The 21,191-nt window shown below is 40.3% G+C and carries 21 protein-coding genes; 14 read left to right on the top strand and 7 right to left on the bottom strand.

The genetic code is table 11. The features are described from left to right. Positions 1-179 precede the first annotated feature (179 nt). From KV40_RS27255 to KV40_RS27245, 3 genes are all read right to left on the bottom strand, one after another. Complete coding sequence (locus KV40_RS27255) at positions 180-1,583, bottom strand: sugar porter family MFS transporter (RefSeq protein ID WP_036487818.1); 1,404 nt, start codon at positions 1,581-1,583, stop codon at positions 180-182. Positions 1,584-1,746: 163 nt separating this feature from the next. Continuing rightward, positions 1,747-2,745, bottom strand: coding sequence for a ribose ABC transporter permease (locus KV40_RS27250; protein ID WP_036487817.1), 999 nt, complete (start codon positions 2,743-2,745; stop codon positions 1,747-1,749). Continuing rightward, positions 2,742-4,295 (bottom strand): sugar ABC transporter ATP-binding protein, encoded by a 1,554-nt coding sequence (locus KV40_RS27245; protein WP_036487816.1) that lies wholly within the window; start codon positions 4,293-4,295, stop codon positions 2,742-2,744. The genes KV40_RS27250 and KV40_RS27245 overlap by 4 nt, the downstream gene beginning before the upstream one ends. 149 nt (positions 4,296-4,444) lie before the next feature. Here KV40_RS27245 and KV40_RS27240 point away from each other — a divergent pair, with 149 nt between their 5' ends. Beyond that, complete coding sequence (locus tag KV40_RS27240) at positions 4,445-4,831, top strand: four helix bundle protein (RefSeq protein ID WP_036487815.1); 387 nt, start codon at positions 4,445-4,447, stop codon at positions 4,829-4,831. A gap of 143 nt (positions 4,832-4,974) precedes the next feature. On the opposite strand, the gene KV40_RS27235 is transcribed toward KV40_RS27240, so the two are convergent. Further along, on the bottom strand, positions 4,975-5,943 hold the full coding sequence (locus KV40_RS27235; RefSeq protein ID WP_052056005.1) for an ABC transporter substrate-binding protein: 969 nt from the start codon (positions 5,941-5,943) through the stop codon (positions 4,975-4,977). A 397-nt stretch (positions 5,944-6,340) separates the two neighbouring features. Here KV40_RS27235 and KV40_RS27230 point away from each other — a divergent pair, with 397 nt between their 5' ends. The 3 genes from KV40_RS27230 (at position 6,341) to KV40_RS27220 (ending at position 9,479) form a co-directional block, all read left to right on the top strand. Next, on the top strand, positions 6,341-7,387 hold the full coding sequence (locus tag KV40_RS27230; RefSeq protein WP_036487812.1) for a LacI family DNA-binding transcriptional regulator: 1,047 nt from the start codon (positions 6,341-6,343) through the stop codon (positions 7,385-7,387). A 258-nt stretch (positions 7,388-7,645) separates the two neighbouring features. Continuing rightward, positions 7,646-8,404 (top strand): AraC family transcriptional regulator, encoded by a 759-nt coding sequence (locus KV40_RS27225; RefSeq protein ID WP_216595743.1) that lies wholly within the window; start codon positions 7,646-7,648, stop codon positions 8,402-8,404. Positions 8,405-8,531: 127 nt separating this feature from the next. Beyond that, entirely contained in the window at positions 8,532-9,479 is a 948-nt protein-coding gene (locus KV40_RS27220; protein WP_036487809.1) for a S9 family peptidase, read from the top strand. Between the two features lie 117 nt (positions 9,480-9,596). Here KV40_RS27220 and KV40_RS27215 read toward each other — a convergent pair whose 3' ends face one another. Further along, positions 9,597-11,666, bottom strand: a complete 2,070-nt coding sequence (locus KV40_RS27215) for an NAD-binding protein (RefSeq protein ID WP_036487807.1) — start codon at positions 11,664-11,666, stop codon at positions 9,597-9,599. 251 nt (positions 11,667-11,917) lie between these two features. On the opposite strand from KV40_RS27215, the gene KV40_RS27210 reads away from it, so the two are divergent. The 6 genes from KV40_RS27210 to KV40_RS27185 all read left to right on the top strand — a co-directional run bounded on the left by KV40_RS27210 (position 11,918) and on the right by KV40_RS27185 (position 15,760). After that, positions 11,918-12,205, top strand: a complete 288-nt coding sequence (locus tag KV40_RS27210; protein ID WP_036487806.1) for a PAS domain-containing protein — start codon at positions 11,918-11,920, stop codon at positions 12,203-12,205. Further along, complete coding sequence (locus KV40_RS27205) at positions 12,171-12,422, top strand: hypothetical protein (protein WP_036487804.1); 252 nt, start codon at positions 12,171-12,173, stop codon at positions 12,420-12,422. The genes KV40_RS27210 and KV40_RS27205 overlap by 35 nt, the downstream gene beginning before the upstream one ends. A gap of 36 nt (positions 12,423-12,458) precedes the next feature. Then, positions 12,459-13,061: a chromophore lyase CpcT/CpeT gene (locus KV40_RS27200; protein WP_036487803.1), complete on the top strand. Its 603-nt coding sequence runs from the start codon at positions 12,459-12,461 to the stop codon at positions 13,059-13,061. Between the two features lie 18 nt (positions 13,062-13,079). Continuing rightward, positions 13,080-14,078 (top strand): DUF6208 family protein, encoded by a 999-nt coding sequence (locus KV40_RS27195; protein WP_036487802.1) that lies wholly within the window; start codon positions 13,080-13,082, stop codon positions 14,076-14,078. A gap of 185 nt (positions 14,079-14,263) precedes the next feature. After that, a complete protein-coding gene (locus KV40_RS27190) occupies positions 14,264-14,689 on the top strand; it encodes a TerB family tellurite resistance protein (RefSeq protein ID WP_036487800.1) in 426 nt (141 codons plus the stop codon). A gap of 213 nt (positions 14,690-14,902) precedes the next feature. Next, the gene (locus KV40_RS27185) at positions 14,903-15,760 is read left to right on the top strand and encodes a branched-chain amino acid ABC transporter permease (RefSeq protein WP_036487799.1); all 858 of its coding nucleotides are present in this window, start codon (positions 14,903-14,905) and stop codon (positions 15,758-15,760) included. Positions 15,761-15,926: 166 nt separating this feature from the next. Here KV40_RS27185 and lipA read toward each other — a convergent pair whose 3' ends face one another. Beyond that, positions 15,927-16,832: a lipoyl synthase gene (gene lipA / locus KV40_RS27180; RefSeq protein ID WP_036487797.1), complete on the bottom strand. Its 906-nt coding sequence runs from the start codon at positions 16,830-16,832 to the stop codon at positions 15,927-15,929. Positions 16,833-17,118: 286 nt separating this feature from the next. On the opposite strand from lipA, the gene KV40_RS27175 reads away from it, so the two are divergent. From KV40_RS27175 to KV40_RS27160, 4 genes are all read left to right on the top strand, one after another. Then, complete coding sequence (locus KV40_RS27175; protein ID WP_036487796.1) at positions 17,119-17,679, top strand: response regulator; 561 nt, start codon at positions 17,119-17,121, stop codon at positions 17,677-17,679. Between the two features lie 158 nt (positions 17,680-17,837). Next, entirely contained in the window at positions 17,838-18,023 is a 186-nt protein-coding gene (locus tag KV40_RS27170) for a hypothetical protein (protein ID WP_253274401.1), read from the top strand. A gap of 22 nt (positions 18,024-18,045) precedes the next feature. Further along, positions 18,046-19,170 carry an AI-2E family transporter gene (locus KV40_RS27165; protein ID WP_081942955.1) on the top strand — a complete coding sequence of 375 codons (1,125 nt, stop codon included), beginning with the start codon at positions 18,046-18,048 and terminating at the stop codon, positions 19,168-19,170. A gap of 5 nt (positions 19,171-19,175) precedes the next feature. After that, positions 19,176-20,381: a homocysteine biosynthesis protein gene (locus tag KV40_RS27160; RefSeq protein ID WP_036487795.1), complete on the top strand. Its 1,206-nt coding sequence runs from the start codon at positions 19,176-19,178 to the stop codon at positions 20,379-20,381. A 24-nt stretch (positions 20,382-20,405) separates the two neighbouring features. Here KV40_RS27160 and KV40_RS27155 read toward each other — a convergent pair whose 3' ends face one another. Then, positions 20,406-21,188 (bottom strand): hypothetical protein, encoded by a 783-nt coding sequence (locus KV40_RS27155; RefSeq protein ID WP_052056003.1) that lies wholly within the window; start codon positions 21,186-21,188, stop codon positions 20,406-20,408. Positions 21,189-21,191 lie beyond the last annotated feature (3 nt).

The raw sequence follows: 21,191 nt of genomic DNA, 5'->3' as shown, positions 1-21,191 counted from the left end.
TTACGCAATAAATACTTTTTTCCCGCTCACCTGCATAATTTTATAAGTTAGTAAAGTCTACTAGTAGAGCAGGACGTAAATAAAGCAACCATTTAATTTTTTAAAAAGCTTATAAATTAAAGCTTTTTGACTTTTAATTTTTGACTTTTTACTTCCGCCTAGCGGTACTAGCTCAAAAACTACTGCATCTGTTCTAACTCCATTCCTTTAGTTTCTTTGACGAAAAAGAGGACGAAAAAGAAAGAAATAGCCGCTGCCGTTGTATAAATACCGTATGCCGCTCCCAATCCTAAGTATTGCAGTATGGGAGGAAAGCTAGTAGAAATCGCAAAATTGGCGATCCATTGTATAGCCGTGGCAATTGAAAGCGCGGCACCGCGAATTCTGTTGTTAAACATTTCTCCTAACAGTACCCAAACTACGGGACCCCAAGAGAAACCAAAGCAAAATACAAAGATATTGGCGGCAAACAGAGCGATAAAACCAGTGGTTTCGCCCAAAATAGGAGAACCAGCAGCATTTACGGGAGCATTGCCAAAAATTACTGCCAGAGTTCCCAAGGTAATGGTCATGCCAATCGAACCTAGAACTAGCAGGGGTTTGCGTCCAAACTTATCGACAAAGGCGATTGCTACTAAGGTGGTAATAATATTTACTGCTCCAGTAATTACCGTAATAGTTAAGGAATCCTGTTCGGAAAAGCCCACGGCTCGCCATAAAACGCTGCTGTAGTAAAAAATGACATTAATTCCTACCAATTGCTGAAGTACGGATAAGCCAATACCGACCCAGACAATGGGTAGTAGTCCGCCCCTTCTGGTTAAAAGATCGGAAAACTTGGGTTGGCGTTCTCGTAAAACCGTTCTGCGAATTTCGGCAATTTTTTCTCGAACGTTACCTCTGATGATTTTAGTCAGAACTTTGGATGCTTCTTGCTCTCTTCCTTGAGCGACTAGATAACGTGGTGATTCGGGAATCATTAACGCCGACATTCCATACAATACGGCAGGAGGAATTTCTGTCCAGAACATCCACCGCCAAGCGACTATACCAAACAAGAATGGCGATTCAGCCGAACCAGCAGATACGGCAATGAAATAGTCGCAAAGCAGAGCGAGGAAAATACCGATTACAATTGCTAATTGCTGGAGCGATCCAAGTCTACCTCGTAAGTTGGCAGGGGAACATTCGGCGATATAGGCTGGGGCAATGACGCTGGCAGCACCAACGGCAATACCTCCTAAAAGCCGCCAAAAGGTAAAATCCCAAATACCAAAAGCTGCTCCAGAACCGATCGCACTAATGGTAAACAAGATCGAAGCGGCAATCATTGCCTTGACGCGACCATAGCGATCGGCAATATTACCCGCATAAAAGGCTCCTAATGCAGAACCTAACAGTGCCAGGGATACCGCCAGACCGACAAACACGCTGTTAGCACTAAAACCCACAGCTAGAGCGGCAACCGCACCATTAATTACAGCAGTGTCAAAACCAAACAAAAAACCACCGAGAGCGGCAACGGCAGCAATTAGAACTATATATAAAGTATTGGATTTACGACGCGAAGAAATATTGGACATTTTTATGTCAAATTTAAAATGTAAAGGTTGAGCGAACGAAGAAGCAGGGGTGCAGGGAGTAGAGAGCAGGGGGAAGTCAGTCGGATAGAGAGCCTCTTTTCCCCCTGCACCCTGCACCCAAGCGAAGCGGTGCCTTGAAAGAGTGATGATTAAAACGCAAAGTTTATCTTCTAGAACGTTTGCGGAGGCGATCGATTATCACGGCAAAGATAATTACTAAACCTTTAACTACTAACTGCCAGAAGAAAGACATATTTAAGAGGGTCAAACCATTATTGAGTACGGCAATGATTAGCGCACCCAATAGCGTACCGACAATGGTACCGATACCGCCTGTAAAGCTAGTTCCACCTAAAATTACTGCGGCGATCGCATCTAGTTCGTAACCCTGACCTAACATACCAGTAGCACTATAAAGACGGCTGGCACTCATAATTCCTGCCAAACCCGACAGCAAGCCACTTACGCCATAGACAAATAACAGTACCCGATTGACTTTAATTCCCGTCAATCTCGCCGCTCGCTGATTACCACCAACAGCATATATTTGTACGCCCAAAACGGTCTGACGCAGCACGAACCAACTTGCAGCTACAGCGAGTAAGGCAATAATCACCAGCCAGGGTAAAGGACCTACATAGCTATTGCCGATCCAGGCGAAATTCAGGTCGCGGTTAATTACCGTCGTACCGTTAGCAATTAAAAATGCCGCACCTCGTAAAGCCGTTAGCGAACCCAAAGTAACGATAAACGGCGGCACGTCCAAAAAAGTAATCAACGCGCCGTTAGCCAAACCCAATAATAAGCCCGTTAGCAAGCCCGCAGGTACTGCCAACCAGCCTAAAACTGGAATTAGAGATACCAAAACAGAAACTACAGCAGCTACCGCTAAAACCGATCCTACCGACAGATCGATACCGCCTGTAAGAATTACAAATGTCATTCCCGTTGCCAGGACAATATTAATCGATGCCTGCCGTAAGATATTAACGGCATTACCTGCGGTAAAAAAGTTAGGAGTCAACAAAGCAAATAGAATGCAGATTAGTACTAGAATTGGTAATATTCCTGCAATCTGCAAAAAGTTATTTAGCGATCGCCGCTGGCGTGGCTTGTGTTCTTTGTCTCCTCTATTTTTGGTGGGTTTTAAACTTTGCCTCATAGTGCCGATACCTCCGTCGCTCCAGTTGCATACTGCATAATATTTTCTTGAGTAATTTCCTTACCAGAACTGTCATCTAGTACCCCTACTAGCTCCCCTTCTCGCATTACTAATACGCGATCGCTCATGCCGATAACTTCTGGTAGTTCGCTAGAAACCATTAAAATTGCCACCCCTTGAGCAGCTAAATCGCTAATAATACGGTAAATCTCGCTCTTAGCACCAATATCTACACCTCGCGTCGGCTCATCTAGCATCAGCACAGTAGGTTTAATCGCCAGCCACCTTGCCAGCAGTAGTTTTTGCTGGTTGCCTCCAGAAAGGTCTATGGCTCGAATTTCTAAGTTAGCCAGTCGGATGTTGAAGTTTTCTATGGCTTKTTTGGCAATACTATTTACCGAACTCCAGTTGACAAAGCCGCCCCTGGCATCCTGTTTGAGCCTGTTAAGTCCGATATTTTTACGAGAACTCATTTCCAAAAACAAACCCTGGTCTTTGCGGTCTTCGGGAACATAGCCAATCCCCGCAGCGATCGCATCACCAGGGGAATTAATTTTGAGTTTTTTGCCGTTAAGCCAAACTTCCCCGCTTATTTTAGGATCTGCACCAAAGATCAGCCGCGATATTTCAGTCCGTCCCGCACCCACTAGCCCCGCCAAACCGAGAATTTCCCCTGCATGAAGCTGAAAACTAGCTGGCTTGACCTTACGACCATCGCTAATATTTTTGACTTCTAGCACCACCGCGCCTAGATTAGCTCGCCGTTGATGTTCGTAAAAGTCCTGCATCGAGCGTCCGACCATCATCTGAACCAAACGCTGGGGCGAAATTTCTTCTCTGGTGAGACTGCCAATATACTGTCCGTCTCGCAATACGCTGACGCGATCGGCTAGAGCGTAGATTTCTTCCATGCGATGGCTGATATAGATAATGGCAATGCCATCACTGCGGAGTTTGCGAATTACTTCAAACAAACGCTCGGTTTCTCTGTCCGATAGTGCCGCTGTCGGCTCGTCCATTACCAAAATTTGACTTTTATCTTTCAAGGCTCTGGCAATTTCTACCTGCTGCTGTTCGGCGATCGCCAGACTGCTAACTATAGTATTGGCACCAAAAGATGCTCCCAAACTTTCTAATACCCGCTTTGCCTCTGCCTGCATAGCATTACGGTCTAAAAACTGACCTTTGGTTAACTCGCTACCCATATACATATTTTCGGTAACGGTTAGATTGGGCGCGACATTTAGTTCTTGATAGATTAAATTGATACCTGCCTGCCTTGCCGAAGCAGGGTCGGTAATTTGTACTGGTTTGCCATTAATATAGATTTCGCCTTCGTCAGCAATATAGGCTCCAGCCAAAATCTTCATCAAGGTACTTTTACCCGCTCCATTCTCACCCATTAGGGCATGAACTTCTCCTGGATAAATCGTCAGGTTTACGTTCTGCAAAGCCGTAAACCCGTGAAACCGTTTGGTAATCCCTCGCATCTCTAATACGGGGGTTACAGTAGGCGAGCGATCGTTGCCTGTTTTTATATCTGTTGTCATACGCTTAAAATTATTTCTAATGTCATGTGAATTCAAAGAGAGTGTGAAGCAGGGGAGCAGGGAGCAGGGGGCAGGGAGCAAAGGCTTTTAAGGATATAATTTTTAGATTTAATGGTTTAGATAGGCAAAGGGAGCAGGAAGCAAGGGAAGTGACAAAAGAACCAATTAAAAGTCACGAAGATTTAGAAGTATACAAAATGGCATTTGATGCCGCTATGCAAATTTTTGAACTATCAAAAAAGTTTCCTAAAGAGGAAAAATATTCTTTAACCGACCAAATTCGTCGTTCGTCTCGTTCTGTTTGTGCAAATTTAGCAGAAGCATGGAGAAAGCGACGTTATGAAGCTGCTTTTATTGCTAAATTAAATGACTGTGAAGCAGAAGCAGCAGAAACTCAAACTTGGCTCAAATTTGCGGTTAAATGCGATTATCTGAACGTCGAAATAGGTAGAAAACTATATGGAAGATACAACCAAATTTTAGGAATTTTAGTGACCATAATTAATAATCCATCCCCCTGGCTTATAAAACGTTAACTATTAATAATCCCCCTGCTCCCTGCTCCATAGCGAAGCGATGCTCCCTTGCTTCAAACTTCCTGCTCCCTGCTCCCTGCTCCCTGCTCTCTGCTCCCTGCTCCCCTGCTTTCCTAAGAACTAATCTTCTGCTCCACACCATTTCACCACCCCTCTGCCGTATCGACATTTTCTTTAGTAATTAGCTTGACGGGAATTAAAATCTCTTGCGACTCCAGCTTTTCTCCCTTCAAGACTTTGTTTCCTACTCGAACTGCCGTTTCTGCCATTCCCCTCGGATCTTGTGTAGCAGTAGCAGCATAAACACTATCTTCAGAGGCGATCGCGTCGATGGCTTCTGGCGCACCGTCAACCCCAACGATAAAGAAGTCATCCCTTTTAGCTTGATTGGCAGCCAAATCTGCTCCTACACCACTAGGATCGTTAATGGCAAACACCGCATCGATATCAGGAAAAGTAGTAAGAATATCGCTCATCACCCTCAGTCCGCCATCACGGCTTCCTTCGGCATTTTGGTCTTTAGAAAGAATTTTAATTTCGGGATATTTAGCCAAAACACTCAAACAACCATCGACACGTTCGATTACCGAAGCCACTGGAGGTCCATTGACAATTACCACATTGCCCTTTCCTTCCAGGCGATCGGCAATGTACTGGCAGCTTACTTCTCCAGCTTGTAAATTATTAGTAGTTACCGTAGCATCTACTTCAGCATCTACCCCCGTATCTACGGCAACTACTACGCTACCCGCTTCTCTGGCTTTATCGACTGCTGGTCTAATGCCTTTACTGTTGGCAGCGTTTAAGACTACTACGTCGGTATCGGCAGCCACAAAATTTTCTAGCTGGTTAAATTGCTGATTTAAATCATAGCCACTGGAAACCACCGTAACTCTGACATCATTACCGCCAATTTCCTTTGCTGCTTGTTTGGCTCCTTCTGCCATCACGACGAAAAAGGGATTGCTTAAATCTCCTACAGTAACGCCTACCGATTGAAATTTTGTATCTACTTCGTCACTAGCATTGGCAGTATTGCCATTAGAAGAGCTATTAGTACAGCCAAAAAGAGTACTGCCGACCAGACATAATATGCCAGCAGCAAGCATCATTTTATTCACATTTATCTATCTCCACAACCGATTGCCTTTCAGCAATTTTTATTAGCAGCTATCTTTACAAAATAGATATTTTTAAACTAGATGTAACTCTACTATTTAGCTATGGCACTAATGTTGTATAAAGTAAAAGATTGCGATCTAACTAATTTTAGTCGCAAATTTTTTTAATATTTTAAGATTTTTGTTTATACTTTAGTACCGACGCACTAAAAGCTAAAGCTGCTATTCGAAAATGCTGTATTATTATTTTTGCACACGTGTGCAAAAAGGTTTATTAAGTTTTTTAGCGTTTTATCTAAAGACTAAAAAACTTAATTTGTAACTCTAAGGTCAAATGTTTTTGCGCGATTTCGTACTGTCAAAACTGAGTAGATAATTTAGAAAATTCGTGAGCAAGCAAAAAGTTACCATTCAAGATATTGCTCGCAAAGCAGGTGTTTCTCATAGTACGGTTTCTCGTGCTTTGCGAGATAATCCTCTTATTAGCCTGAAAATGCGAACCAAAATTCAGCAACTAGCAAGGGAGATGAAATACACGCCCAATAGTGTTGCTCGAAGTTTACAAAATCAACGCACTCATACTATAGGAGTAGTAGTAACCTCTATCGACGATCCTTTTTTTGCTGAAGTGGTAAACGGCATCGAAGAGCAAGCAAGCAAGGCTGGACTGAGTATTATTTTGAGCATTTCACATCGAGATTTAGAAAAAGAAATTGCCGCGATCGACAACTTACATCAACGTCGGGTAGACGGTATTTTAGTCGCCGACTCTCACATCAATCGTCACCAGACAAAGCAACTGGCAAGAATTGATGTACCTATAATTGCAATCAATAGCCAAACTCAAGAGCAGGCAGAAATATTTAATTCAGTGTCAATAGACGACTGTTTGGGTGCCAGACTAGCAGTAGAACATCTTATTAGTTTGGGGCATACTCGCATTGGTTATTTAGGTGTGGGCGATCGCAGTAAATCTAACCAGCAGCGTTTAGCAGGCTATCAACTGGCTTTAAGTGTAGCTGGTTTACCTCAAAATAGCGATTGGATAGCTCTTAACAATTGCGATCGCACTAGAATTAGCGATGTCAGTACGGGACGACAATTACTATCCCAGCTAGCTACTACAGGCGTAACAGGCATCGTTTGCTACAACGATATGGTGGCGGTTGGTGCGCTGCTAACCTGTCACGAATTAGGTATTTCAATACCGCAAGACCTCAGTTTGGTGGGATTCGATGGAATTGCTCTATCTGGTTATGTCACGCCACCACTAACTACAGTTTGTCAGCCAATGCAAGAAATGGGTCGTCTTGCCATGCAAATGTTACTCGATTTATTGGCGGAAAAACCCGTAGAGAATCTGGTTTTGTTGCCTTATTTAGTCGAACGTGGTAGTAGTGCGGTAGTGAAAAGCGATCGCTTTTTTTCTTTTTAGTTTTAAGAGCGATCGCTTGTTGAAAAAGTTAGCTTTCTAATATTTTTTATTTCTGTTAAATAGTTTTCTTTACGTTACAAAAATTACTGCCCTAGCTAGTCGCTACATACTAACCTAGTATAAATAGCACTAAAATAATTCAACAATTGCGATCGATTGGTTAAAACATATAACATACCAAATTTCTTAGAATATCTTAATATCAATAGCCACAAAAGTGATGCGATAAATGTATCGAGATATGATGAACATAAAAGTTTGAAACTAAAATCCGAATCGATTGGTATTGATTTTTATCTTTTATCAATTAAATCAAATTTTAATGAGAATATTGATTATGGTAAAACCAGCTACGATAAAAGTGATTCATGTTTATTTTTAGACAGACCAGATGCTATTTTGCAGTGGAATTTAACAAAATCTTTATCTGGGTATCATATTTTAATTGATGCTAAATTTTTTAATCGATATGCTAGCGATCGTAATTTTATAGATTATGATAATCATGAAACGCTTTTCTTAACGGAAGATGAAAAAAATATTTTAATAGATATTTTTGCCAAAGCTTATTTTGAATATAAAAAAAGTGACTTCTCAATTAAAATATTAGTAGCGTATGCAAATTTAATTCTTGCATATACTCATTCTTTTTACCAAAGACAATTTGAAACACGCAGCAAAATTTATAACCAAGTAGTTGCTGACTTTTATAAAAATTTAGATACGTACTTTGACGATAAAAAAGAATGCCCAGCTCTACCAACAGTATCGTTTTTTGCCAAAAAATCTAACCTTTCTCCCAACTATTTCGGAGATGTAATTAAGCATTTTACGGGAAGTTCTCCCTTAGAGCATATTCACGATCGCATCATTAGAATTGCCAAACATAAGTTACGCCAACCTCATTTAACCATTCGCGAGATTGCCTACAGCCTCGGATTTGATTACCCTACTTACTTTACTCGTTTGTTCAAAAAAGAGACTGGCATTACGCCTACTGATTTCCGCGATCGGTAATTTGTTTCATCATCTGGGTAATTTGTTTATTCACAGCTAGCGATTGTATTGGTAGTTTTGTTTTGAGAAACAATTATTAAAACAATAACTAAAGCTTACAGTCATGGGTAGAATATCAAACGAAAGAATGGAAAAAGCTTTAGAGCAGCAAAAGTCTATTTCTCAAGAAGATTATGCCAAAGTCAAAAGCTTAGCTAATATCGTCAAACCACTCAGAAGCGTACTTCATAAGACTCCCGACGACTATGGCATGACTGGGTGGCGAGACATCTATTTTCCTTCAGACGATGGCATTCCTTTAGAAGGCTGGTACATCCCTGCCAAGGGAGGAGAAAGTGACAAGCTGATTATTTTTAATCACGCTTTGCCGATGTGTCGCGCAGGTTTCCCAGGACATCTAGGTAAACCCTGGAGTAACTTTGATGCCGTTGAGATCGACTTCGTAATTCAAATGAAGCACTTGACCGACGCGGGATACAACGTTCTTGCCTACGATATTAGAAACCATGGCAATAGCAGTGCCGCCAATGGCGGACTCTCTGGTATCGGGCGGTGGGAATGGCGGGACTGCGTAGGAGTTAAAAAATATGTGGACAACCACCCAACACTCAGCAAAATGAAAGTCGGGCTATATAGCCAGTGCATGGGAGGTAACTCGCAATACGAAGCTATCTACAGGCGATCGGATCTGTTTGAGAATGTTTTGTGCCTGTGTAGTCCGATGGTTGTTTCTATGGCGGCAATCTTCTCGGCGTTCTCGGAACTGCAAGGAATTAGCCAATATCAGGAACTCATCGATCTTGAATTGATTAAAATGGGTGCTTTTACGGCTGCCGAAATGACTCCCCAGCATTTTGCCTCGGGAGTGAAGATGCCAGTCCTCATGATTCAAGTGCTGGAAGATGCATGGACGAGAAACCCCGAAGACGCACAAAAGACTTTCGATCTGCTGGCAAGTGAGGACAAGGAATTGTTCTGGATCGAAAACACTACGAGACGTTTTAAGGATGGCTATAACTATTTTGGAAAGCATCCAGAAAAAGTGATTGCATTTTTTGATAAATATATGAAATAGTGGTGAATTCTAACTAAATTTATTCACTGTCTGGTGAAAATAAAATAGTCCCGAGAGGAAAACTAGCCCTTTTATAATTTGGATATTGAATAAAAAGAATTTTTAAACCAAGCAAATTTACTCACCAGATGTTTTTTTAAGATAAATTACATCTGCTATAACTCGAACTCTTTTTAGTTCGCGTACTAGATGTTGAGCTTGATATTGATAAAAGCTTATTGGCAATAATGCAGGGACATTATTGAGCCATTGCTTGGCTTCGCTATAATTACATTCGGCGATCGCCACTATTTTCTCTACACCTTTAATAAAAGCATCTCTACTTAAAACTTCTTCAATTCTTACCTGCCAGAGATGAGGTAACATTTTTCCCCATTCAATTCGCTGTAAACCATCACTCGTAGCTAAAACCACCAAGCGATCGCCAATACCGAGTTCGACATCTTTCCAAGGCATTAGAGAATAATGATGCTGACGATATTTCTGATAGAGAATTGGCACCACGCCATAGCCATGTGCGATTTTAGATAAAAGCAAGCCGTTTAGAGTATCACCTGCTTCGATGTTGTATTCCGTTGCCATAACGATGCGATCGTCTTGGCTGGTGCGATCGCTCAAGTGAAAAAAGCTAAGAACGTTTTCGCCAAAAGCAGCACAAACGAAAACCTCTGCCGATAAAACCGCATCGCATAAAATTTTGGCGTAGGGAAATAGACGAGAGATGTTGTCACTAAATTGACGATCTTGAGTGCGGATAATCAAAGGAATATTGGAATTTAGAGCATGAGCCATCAAACCAATTTCAAGATTTTCTAAGTTGTCATCTCCTAGTAATACAATACTTTTGGCATGGGCGAGATTGACTTTAGCAAGTGCTTCGGTAATATTTCCTTCAATTAGCGGTATGTTGGGTAAGAAATTGCGATCGCCAGTAGCAGCATTGATACCTACCAACGGTCGTTCTAGCTCCTGTAAAATAGACGCTACTTCTCTACCTAAATGATTCATACTGACTAAGACTGTATGATTCTCTTTCGGTATTGGGGGAGCGGGATTAAAAAACTGCAATCTAGAAGTCACCAAAGCATCGGTTAGCAGTACGTACAATACGCCAACAAAAGCTTGACCGATTAAAGTTAGGCAGAGGCTAAACAACCGCACCCACCAGGGAATAAGTTCGCTAGATTGTAATTGGGAAGCAAATTTTACCCCACCAAATAAATCGCCATATCCTCCCAAAAGTAAAACTGCCGTAGCAAAGAAAGCTTCAGAAAAATTAATACCAGGAAAATAAAAACGGTAGATAAATATCCCAGAAAACCATAGGAATAATACAGTAGCTGCATATATAGTGGCAATGCGCCGAATTTGATTCTGGCTTTGATAGTGAGACTGCCAAAATTGGGCTGTTCTTTGCCAAAGTTTTTTTACTCTGAACTGTTGGAAAAACTTGCGCCATTGAAAATAGCGATCGCGCGAGGTTCTTAAAGGTTGCTCGGATAAAGTTAGTTCTCGTATTACTTCTAGATAGATCAGCGTATCCCCCACCAGAACTTCTGCTTCGGGGTTCCAGTCGTAAAAATGTCTGGGTGGAGCGGAAGCAACAGGAATATGGCTTAAAATGCAGCGAGTTGTAAGATTGAGCTTGTATACTGGCTTGCCCAGACACCAGCTATCTGGCGATCGCACTTGATGCTCGATAACTCTTAGCAGTTGCCCTTCCAAAGTAAAATATCCAATTGCTTCAGAACTTAGAGCGGTTAGAGCAAAGGCATGAGCGGAAAGATAGTTAGGCTCGAAAGCAACAAAATTATCTAAATTCTCGTACAGTAACTCATTAAAATTTTGTCGATCGGAACTAACAATCAAACGAACCTGGGGAGCGAGCCGTCGAGCGACAAATGCAGTTTCTATATTTATTCGCTCGTTGTCAGTTACTAAAAGTATCGAACGACACTGTCTTATACCTGCCTGTTCTAAAATACCAGGCTGGCGACAGTCTCCAATAACTAACCTGTCTAATAAGTCAGCCAGTTCTGAAACTTCACGATATTCTGTTTCTACATTATCAATGGCTGCGATCTTGACATTGTAATCTTTAAGAACTGCAACACAATGCTGTCCCAAACTTTGAAGTCCGCATACTATAAAAAGATTTTGTCTATCGGTATTGTTGGTAGTAGACATTTTTCAATTGAAGGCAGATTACCGCCACTACCTACAATTTCAAGTGGTTCGATTGCAAAAAACCGTTCGTAAAAAACATAAAACTAAGCGAAAAAGAACACTCGAAGCTTGAAAAATTATTTTAGTAGTATAAAACAAAATTGAAGTTTGAACTTAAAACTGCAATGCAAGTTTATACTCGAACAATGGTTTTAAAATATAGAGCTTATTCTAGTTTTTTATAGATTTTAATTGAGTTGGATAGCTGCAAAATGAATAGTTTGGAGTTACCTTTTGTGCTTTTGGGAGGACTATTAATTTTAGACGAATTGTTACAATTTTCTGAGGCATCGCCCGAATTTTGTCAAGAGTTTGGCTGCAAATCACAAGTTTTAATTGGTAAAAGACTAGAAAATTTGTTTAGTCCTAAAGATCGCAAGGGAAAATTTGCTTTTTACGATCGTTTTAGCCGCGATCGCACCTACCTACAGCTTAACTCAAGAGACGTTTTAGCTCTATATACTGATGGGATATACCAAAGCCGAAAATTTAGCTGGTGAATTTTACAGCTTAGAAAAACTGTGCGAGATCCTCAGCCAGAATTGGCAACATTCGGCAGCAGCAATTAAAATGGCAGCGATCGCCGTAGATAGCGATCGAATTATGGAGCTAATTGACGAAATTCCCTCTAATTATTTAATTTTAGCTACAGAACTAAGTACATTGGTTCGTAAATATTCCTTTGACAAAATCATTGCTCTAACTGAGAAGCTCTAGTTTAGACTAAAAAGATTGGCTCTAAATTTATTTTGTATGGCTTTATCAGATCGATTAATTACACTCGGTAAATATCTTGCTGGAGAATTCGACAATCAACAGCAAGCACTAGCGCAACCTGCCTGGTTCGTTCATCTGCGTTTATGGATGCGTCCAGTGCCAATTTTTACCGAGGACAGCATTACTTTATTTGCCGAACAAGCAAACACTGTTAAATTAGACCAGCCCTATCGCTCTCGTATTATACGACTGAGGCAAAGAGAAAATATAGAGGTAGAGTACTATATGTTTAAAAACTTTACTGCATTTGCTGGTGCTAGTCAAAATGATGATTTATTACATCAAATAACTTCAGAACAAATTCAATTTTTGCCAGACTGTACTTTAAAAGTTGCTGTCGATCGCTTAAATGATAATCGGTATAGTTTTCAAACCTCACCTATAAAAAATACCCCCTGTAGCTTCAATTATCAAGGAAATACTTATCAAGTTTTTGTGGGGTTTGAAACCAATGGCGAACAGTTGCAAACTTACGATAAAGGAATCGATCCAGCTACGGGAAAAGCAACTTGGGGAGCAATACTCGACTCTTATCGTTTTACCAAACGTCGAGATTTTGCCTCAGAATTGTTTGTTTAACATATTAACTAAATAATTATGAACAGCATATCTTGGTTATGGGAAGTTCCTCTAGCTTTATTATCTTTAGTATTTTTTAAAGTTTCTAAGTTCGCGATCGGTAATTTATTTACAGTTTATCTGGCAATTGCCAAAGGTAAAGCCTCACAGTGGCGAGTTTTATCTCAAGAAACCATAGATACTCCTCTTAGTTTGCCCGTTTTGATGACTAAAGGACCTCGTTGGAATACTCATGCAGTCATCGGAACTTTAGGACCATTTAAAGTAACAAGTACGATTAGTTTGAATCTTGAAGCAGCTTATAAGTCTTCCGATTCTTGGATTGTTGTTATTTATAGCTTTCCTGGTTATAAAACCGTTACTAGTATTGAATCTAACTTAGTTTCCAGCGATAGTAGTTGGCATACAGTTAAATTACAGCTAGGGAAATATTCTTTAGGAGTTAGATACTATAATTATTCGGAACAAATTAGTTATCCTGCTGTAAAAATAGACGACGAACAATTTACTAATACTTATTTGATTAATAGTAAAGTCAACGATTTTTATCACAATTTAATTAACTATAAAAATTGGTTTTATTTGAGCTTACATTACTATATTTACGTTATTCTTAAATACAGGAACTGGCTGCCAGAATCATTTGTAAGACACGAATACTTACCTGTAGGATCGCCAGATACTTTTTTTCACTATAGTTATTTAGCAAAAAATCAAGCCTTACTCGTAGATATCGACTCTAATATTATTGAGGGTTTCGATATTTATTTTACGTATTACGATCGCTCTAGTTTGCCGATAACCTGGTGTATGATTACCGAAACTAAATTTAGCTTGCCACCACAACTGGTTAATGGCTACTATCTATTAAGAATTCGTCCTAAACCTTCAGTTACTAAAGCTACAAATAAAACCGACCGCTCGCTCGATAGATCTATCTTTGCTGCTGCCAGCCAACTTCACTCACAGTGTCTCGAACAAAATAGTTCGATTCAACATTGGCAAATAAGCAATTGATTTTTTTATATTATCACCAAACAATATTATTATAAAAATAAAGATTTTTTTTAATTTATTAACTTGTTTGAATTTTAGTCAATAAATAATAAATCGTAGTTTTAAGCAACACCATTTTCTAAAATTTACAAACATAGAGATTTTATTGTTTCAAAGCACAGTTTACTCTAGCGTGAGGAATAATTATGGTGACATCCCAGACAGATAATAATAAAAAAATATTCAAAATCTTAGTTGCAGTTGCTTGGATTGACGGTGCAATTCAACCTCAAGAACGAGAATACTTGCTTAAAATAGCGCAAGAGCAAGGCTTGGCAGGTGAAGCAGAAACTCAGGAATTATTGACTAGTAACAAACCAATACCGCCTGATGAATGCGATCGCTTATTACAAGACTATTTAGGTTCTGAACCGACGGTAGAAAATTATGAAGATTTGCTGTCTGCTGTCAGCACTATAGTTTATAGCGATGGAGATATTGCAACTGAAGAAGCAGAACTTCTAACCCAATTACAAAACTCAGACCCTAAAAATTTGGGTTCTAAATCCTCACTTAACAAAATTCAAACTCGAATTCAAAAACTTTACAAACGAGGTTTAAAATCTTTTTGAAATTATTTTGGTATGCAGATTGCTTGGCTCTAACAAAAGCAAGCCATCTGTAACTAGCGCTCGGATAGAGAAAGGTTTTGGTAAAGCAACCGAGTAATCGTGCAACAATTGATTTGTTTGGCAATTGTCATAGAGCCATAGTTTAAGTTACCAATCGTCTCGAACAGAACAAAACCGATAAAATATATCCGTTTAATTAGTTTACAGACAATGATGGATCTCCAGCTGATTTTTAATGGTCTGGCTATTGGCAGTGTCTTAGCTCTAGCTGCGGTTGGTTTGACTTTAACCTATGGTATTTTAAATCTTTCCAATTTTGCTCATGGGGATTTTATGACTCTGGGTGCTTATTTAACCTGGTTGGCGAATACTAACGGCATAAATATCTGGTTGGCAATGTTGCTCGGAACCGTAGGAACGATAATTGCCATGTTAATTGCCGAATATTTGCTTTGGAAGCCAATGCGCGATCGCCGCGCTAGTGCAACTACCTTGATTATTATCTCTATTGGTCTGGCGTTGTTTATTCGCAGTGCGATCTTATTAATTTGGGGTAGCAGTAACCAATCTTATGCTTTACCAGTTGTAAGAGCCTTAGAATTTGCTGATATTAAAGTGGCATATTATCGTTTGGTAGTCATCGGACTAGTATTCTTAGTCATTCTCGGACTACACTTTTTCTTGCAAAACAGCAAAATCGGTAAGGCAATGCGGGCAGTTGCCGATAATATCGATCTTGCCAGAGTATCGGGGATTAATGTCGAACGAGTAGTAATTTGGACTTGGGTAATTACGGGAGTTTTGACTGCTTTATCGGGAGGAATGTACGGCTTAATTACGGCTGTGCGACCGAATATGGGTTGGTTTTTAATTTTGCCATTGTTTGCTTCGGTTATTTTGGGTGGCGTGGGCAACCCTTATGGCGCAATACTAGGCGCTTTGGTTATTGGACTGGCACAAGAATTGAGCGTTCCCTGGCTCGGTTCCGAATATAAATTAGGAGTAGCTCTATTTATTATGGTGGTTATCTTATTAGTACGTCCCCAGGGCTTGTTTAAAGGAACGGGATAGTTTGTAATCAGTGAAAGCAGTGAAAGCAGGCTTTTAGGAATTAGAGCATCGCTTTGCTTGGAAGCAGGAAGCGAGGGGATAACTCTGACTTACATTATCCTCTGCTCCCTGCCCCCTGCACCCTTGCTTACAAAACCTACTATCTTGTATAGAAAAGGCTTTTACTTTATTCTTCCCCCGCGTGATAGGAGCTACGAACTAAAGGAGCCGAGCGCACGTGAGAAAAACCTAACGAACGAGCAACTTCTCCCAAATGAGCGAATTCTTCAGGAGTCCAATATTTTTGTACTGGTAAATGCGAGAGAGAAGGACGCATATACTGACCGATTGTCAGGCGATCGCAATTTATACTTCTCAAGTCTTGCATAGTTTCAATAATCTCTGCTTCGGTTTCTCCGAGTCCCAACATTAAGCCAGATTTAGTTGGAATACTGGAGTCGAGTTCTTTGACATAGCGCAAAACATTCAACGAGCGATCGTACTTAGCACCTCTTCTAACTGGTGCCTGCAAACGTTTGACAGTTTCCAAATTATGGTTGTAGCAAGCAGGTTTGGCTGCTACTACAGTAGCAACTCTAGCTTTTTGATTTACTGCTGCCTCTTTGCCACTCCAAAAATCGGGGGTCAAAACTTCAATTTTAGTCTGAGGATTTTGTTGGCGAACTGCCTGCATTACTCTAACAAACCATTGTGCGCCTCCGTCTGTTAGATCGTCTCTAGCTACAGAAGTAAGAACTACGTATTGTAAACCCAGCATAGCTACTGCCGCAGCTACTTTTTGGGGTTCTTCTGAGTCTAAATTTGTTGGTACATGTCCTTTTTCTACCTGACAAAAAGCACAGGCGCGAGTACAAGTTTGACCCATCAACAGAAAAGTAGCCGTTTTGTTGGCATAACACTCACCGCGATTGGGGCATCTTCCTTCTTCACATATAGTATGAAGATTTTTTTGCTTGATAATTCGCTGTACGGTAGATATTTCGCTAGCTTTTCCAATCGAACCCTTCAGCCACGTTGGTAAAGCAGTAATTTCTCGTCGCCACTGCTGTTTAATTGATTGAGATTCGTTCATAACTGTTAGGGTCGTTATTTCAAACGGGTAGGCATAAAGTAACTTATATATTTATATTCAAACAATTATTTTCTAGTTGATATTTTGGCAGACAAAAAGGGAACTCTATATTTGTAAATCGAACTTACTTCGACAACTCAAGCAGATTTCGTCTGTCTCAGTGCGCCTATAACCTTTGTGATTTTTTTAAAGGCTAGCCGCATTATTGTTTAAACAAAAGTATTTTCGACCCTGTAAAACAAATTTAGCAAACTAAAGATAAAATTTAGCCTCACAGGAGAGAATCGTGCCAACTCACAAAATTCTAGTTATTGATGATAGTAAAGTCATTAGAATGCGAGTTAAAGACATGTTGCCAGATGGTAACTTTGATGTAATTGAAGCCAAAGACGGGTTAGAGGGGTTTCATCTAATCCGAAGCGAAAACCCCAACCTAATTATGCTCGATTTTTTATTGCCTAAAATGAGTGGCTGGGAAGTCTATCAAGAAATTCAAAAGCAGCAGCAGCTAAGAACTATTCCTCTGGTTTTGATGTCTGGTCGCAAAGAAGAAGTGACTGATAAAATGAGCGAACCTTTTGAAACGTTCGCTTTTGTCGAAAAGCCTTTCGATCGCGAACAGTTAGTTCAGGCGATCCGAGATGCCATGATGAAGGCTAAAAAATTCGCTCAAACTCAAGTATCTCTATCTCCTGAAGTTAACGGCAGTAACTCTGGCGATGTTTCAGCTTTGCGTGATGAGATTAAATCGTTAAAAACAAAAATTACTCAGATGGAACGAGAAACCGAACAGTTGAAAAAACAATTCTCTCAACTAGTTAGTTTTATCAAACAAAAATTACAGTAAATTTCAGCATACAATACAGCCATAGCTATTTAATCTAACTGACAGATTTTTTGCCAAACTAGTTTGTTAATATTCAATATAGTTCTTAAATTGACCATAGCTCACATCGACGTTACTGCTATTGTCTGTAGTATACATGGTCTATAAATTATTAATACATGATTAAATCTCAAGCAGCTTTTATTCTTAAAATTCTGCTTTCTTCGGCAATAATATCGATACTTATCAAATATAGCGACCGATTGGTTTCGATCGCCCCTACGGCTAGCTTGGCTTTAATTATTGTTTTTTTACCAACTACAATTGTAGCTTTAATTCTCAGTTGGCAATACAGCAAACAGTAACGGTTTTGGGAGCTTATTGTAAGTGAATTTTGGAACTTGGATTGGCTTTGTCGTCTTTTTTATCTGTTTGTACGTGCTGTGGCAAATTAAGCAACTGTTGCTGTTGTTGTTTACGGCAGTTGTCTTAGCTACTTCCTTAAATATTCTGGTAGAAAATTTTCAAAAAGGTGGTATTAAACGCGGTTACGCAGTTTTTCTATCAGTTTTATCGGTGATAGTAGTTGCCATCAGTTTTTTTTGGATTATCGTTCCGCCTTTTATCGAACAATTTCAGCAGTTAGCTTTGCTAGTTCCTATTGGTATCGACAAACTAGATAGCTGGATAGATTTATTATCAGAACGCCTCGATCCCAGAGTAATTGCCTGGTTGCCAGATACAGAACAATTACGCAGACAGTTACAGCCAGTAATTCAGCAGTTTTTGGGCGGTGGCTTGAGTATTTTTTACAATTCTTTGGGTGTTTTAGTAAGTATTTTATTTTTGTTGGTAATAACTTTAATGTTGCTTGTCGATCCTGCTCCCTATCGTCGCAGCATGATTCGCTTATTTCCTGCTTTTTATCGGCGACGAGTAGACGAAATTATCGACCTTTGTGGAGAAGCCTTACAGGGATGGTTGGTTGGAATTTTGTTTAATATGCTAGTTATTGCGGTTTTGAGCTTTATCGGACTGTTAATCTTAAGAGTCCCTTTAGCTCTATCACAGGCGATGTTAGCAGGAGTTTTAACTTTTATCCCTAATGTAGGTCCTACCTTAAGTGTCCTCTCGCCAATGGCGATCGCTTTAATTGATGCTCCCTGGAAATCCCTGGCGGTTTTGATTTTGTATATTGTTATTCAACAGCTAGAAAGCAATATTTTAACTCCCCTGGTAATGGCACAACAAGTTTCCTTGCTACCTGCCATCACTTTGTTGTCTCAAGTATTTTTTGCTACTTTCTTTGGTTTTTTGGGCTTATTTTTGTCGCTTCCTCTGACAGTTGTCGGTCAAATTTGGTTTCGAGAGATAATTATTATTGACATTCTCGATCGCTGGCACGATTCTAAGTTTAAAACCGAGACTAATCCTTTAAMCCCCAAGCCAGTACCAATTTCTTCACCCCGACCTCCAAATTTACCAGTAAATAAGAGCGAGCCAAGCCAATAACCATCATGGTCACTATTGCCGAAATTAACGACAAAATCCGCCGCCGTCAAGCAGTAGTTTGGTCGGTAGAACAACTCAAAGCCAAAGTTGAAGAACAGGGAGTAGCTAAGACTTACAAACAAGTAGATGTCGTCTGTACTGGTACTTTTGAACCAATGGAGTCTTCAGGAGCGGTAATTAATCTCGGACATACCGACCCGCCAATTAAAATACGCCAGTGTTGGCTCGATGGGGTACCAGCTTATGCAGGTTTTGGCGCAGTCGATTTGTATTTAGGAGCAACGGCGATCGCCGAAGTCGATCGCGAGCTACCAGATGCTGCTGCCGCAAACAAATCGTTTTGGCAACGTGGAGGCGGTCACGTAATCGAAGATTTGATTGCTGGAAAGCCAATCCCAATCAGAGCGACCGGACAACAAACCGATTGCTATCCCAGAGCCAAATTTGAAAATATTATTACTAAAGAAACAATAAATCAATTTTATTTATTTAATCCCCGCAATCTATATCAAAATTTTATTGTCGGTGTTAATGGTGGCGATCGCCCTTTGTTTACCTATCTCGGTCCTTTGCAGCCTCGGTTGGGCAATGCCGTTTACTCTTGTCCTGGAGCCATATCACCCTTACTAAACGATTGCGATCTCAATATCGTGGGTATTGGCAGCAAAATTTTTTTAGGAGGAGGTGTTGGCTATGTTGCCTGGGAAGGAACCCAACATTTCCCTTTGCAAAAACGCCTGTCCAATCACGCTCCTATTGGACCTGCGGCAACGGTAGCCTTGATTGGCGATGCCAAACAAATGGATTCTAAATGGGTCAGAGGTTGCTATTTTAGAAATTACGGTTCTTCTCTGATGTTAGGTGTAGGAGTACCCATTCCAGTTTTGTCGGAAGAAGTCGTTTGTCAATGTGCTTTAGGCGATAAAGATATTGTCGCTCCTGTAATCGACTTTTCGATTCCCAGACGGGTTCGCCCTACTTTCGGTTTAGTTACCTACCAGCAACTAAAACAAGGACGCATCACCATTGAAGGCAAAAAAATCAGAGTTGCCCCTCTAGCTAGCATCGCACTTTCGCGGCAGGTAGCCCAAGAGTTAAAACAGTGGATAGAAGCAGGAAAATTTACCCTGACAGAACCCGTTGCGCCCCTACCAAAAGACCGTTCGTTTCTGGCTCAAGACCTCCGCAAATCCTCAATTGCTCTAGAGTAACAGAAGGATAGAGCAAATAAGTCTCTAGTTTTGAGATTTTTTATGCAGTATGGGGCGATTGACACCAGTATTGGGTTTGCGAGGTTTAGACGGTTTACGAGAAATAGTTTTACGGTCTTTCTTAAATTTATTTGGTTTGCGTTTTTGGGCAAACCCCAAATCAGTCCCTTCGTCAATAACTAAAGTTTCACCTTCTAAATGAACTTTTAGATCCCAAAAACGTCGTAAAGGTCGATCGCCTAACACTCCCTTAAGTTTTAATTTAAAAAACTTGGGTTTTTCACCTTCTTTGCGGGGAAACTGCTTGATTTTAACTACAGTTACTTTTTCTTCGCTAGAGAAAAAAATAACTTCTCCTCGAATTGAAAAGTAACCATTATCAGCATCCTCACTCTTGTAGTCTGCGTCCGATTCCTTGTTTAAAGTTTCGGGTTCCCATACTCCTACAATCTGAACGTGCAGCCTTTCTTCCTCGACTTTGGTTCTAGGATAAACTACCCAAAGATGTTCGCGTTCGAGATCGAGATGATTTTTTAGTAGTCCGATCATTCGTCCCAACACTACAGCTTCTATTTTATTTCCTTCAGAGGTGACAATAACTCCCTGAGTCATTTGTTCGCTTTGCTGATATTTACCTTTAATTAGTCCGATGGCACGATATTGTCTTGGATGTGATGGGGGTGGAATTGGCTGTTGTCGTTCTCGTTCTGACTCCAGGTTGTCTTGAGTGGTAGTAGAGAGAGATTCCTGGCTTCGATCTGGTGAAGCAGCATTTTTTTTAGGGAAATTTTTTTTAGCCAAATTCATAAC

Origin of the sequence: Myxosarcina sp. GI1 (assembly GCF_000756305.1) — a bacterium.
Lineage (GTDB): Bacteria > Cyanobacteriota > Cyanobacteriia > Cyanobacteriales > Xenococcaceae > Myxosarcina.
This window is presented reverse-complemented; position numbering and strand designations above follow the sequence as displayed.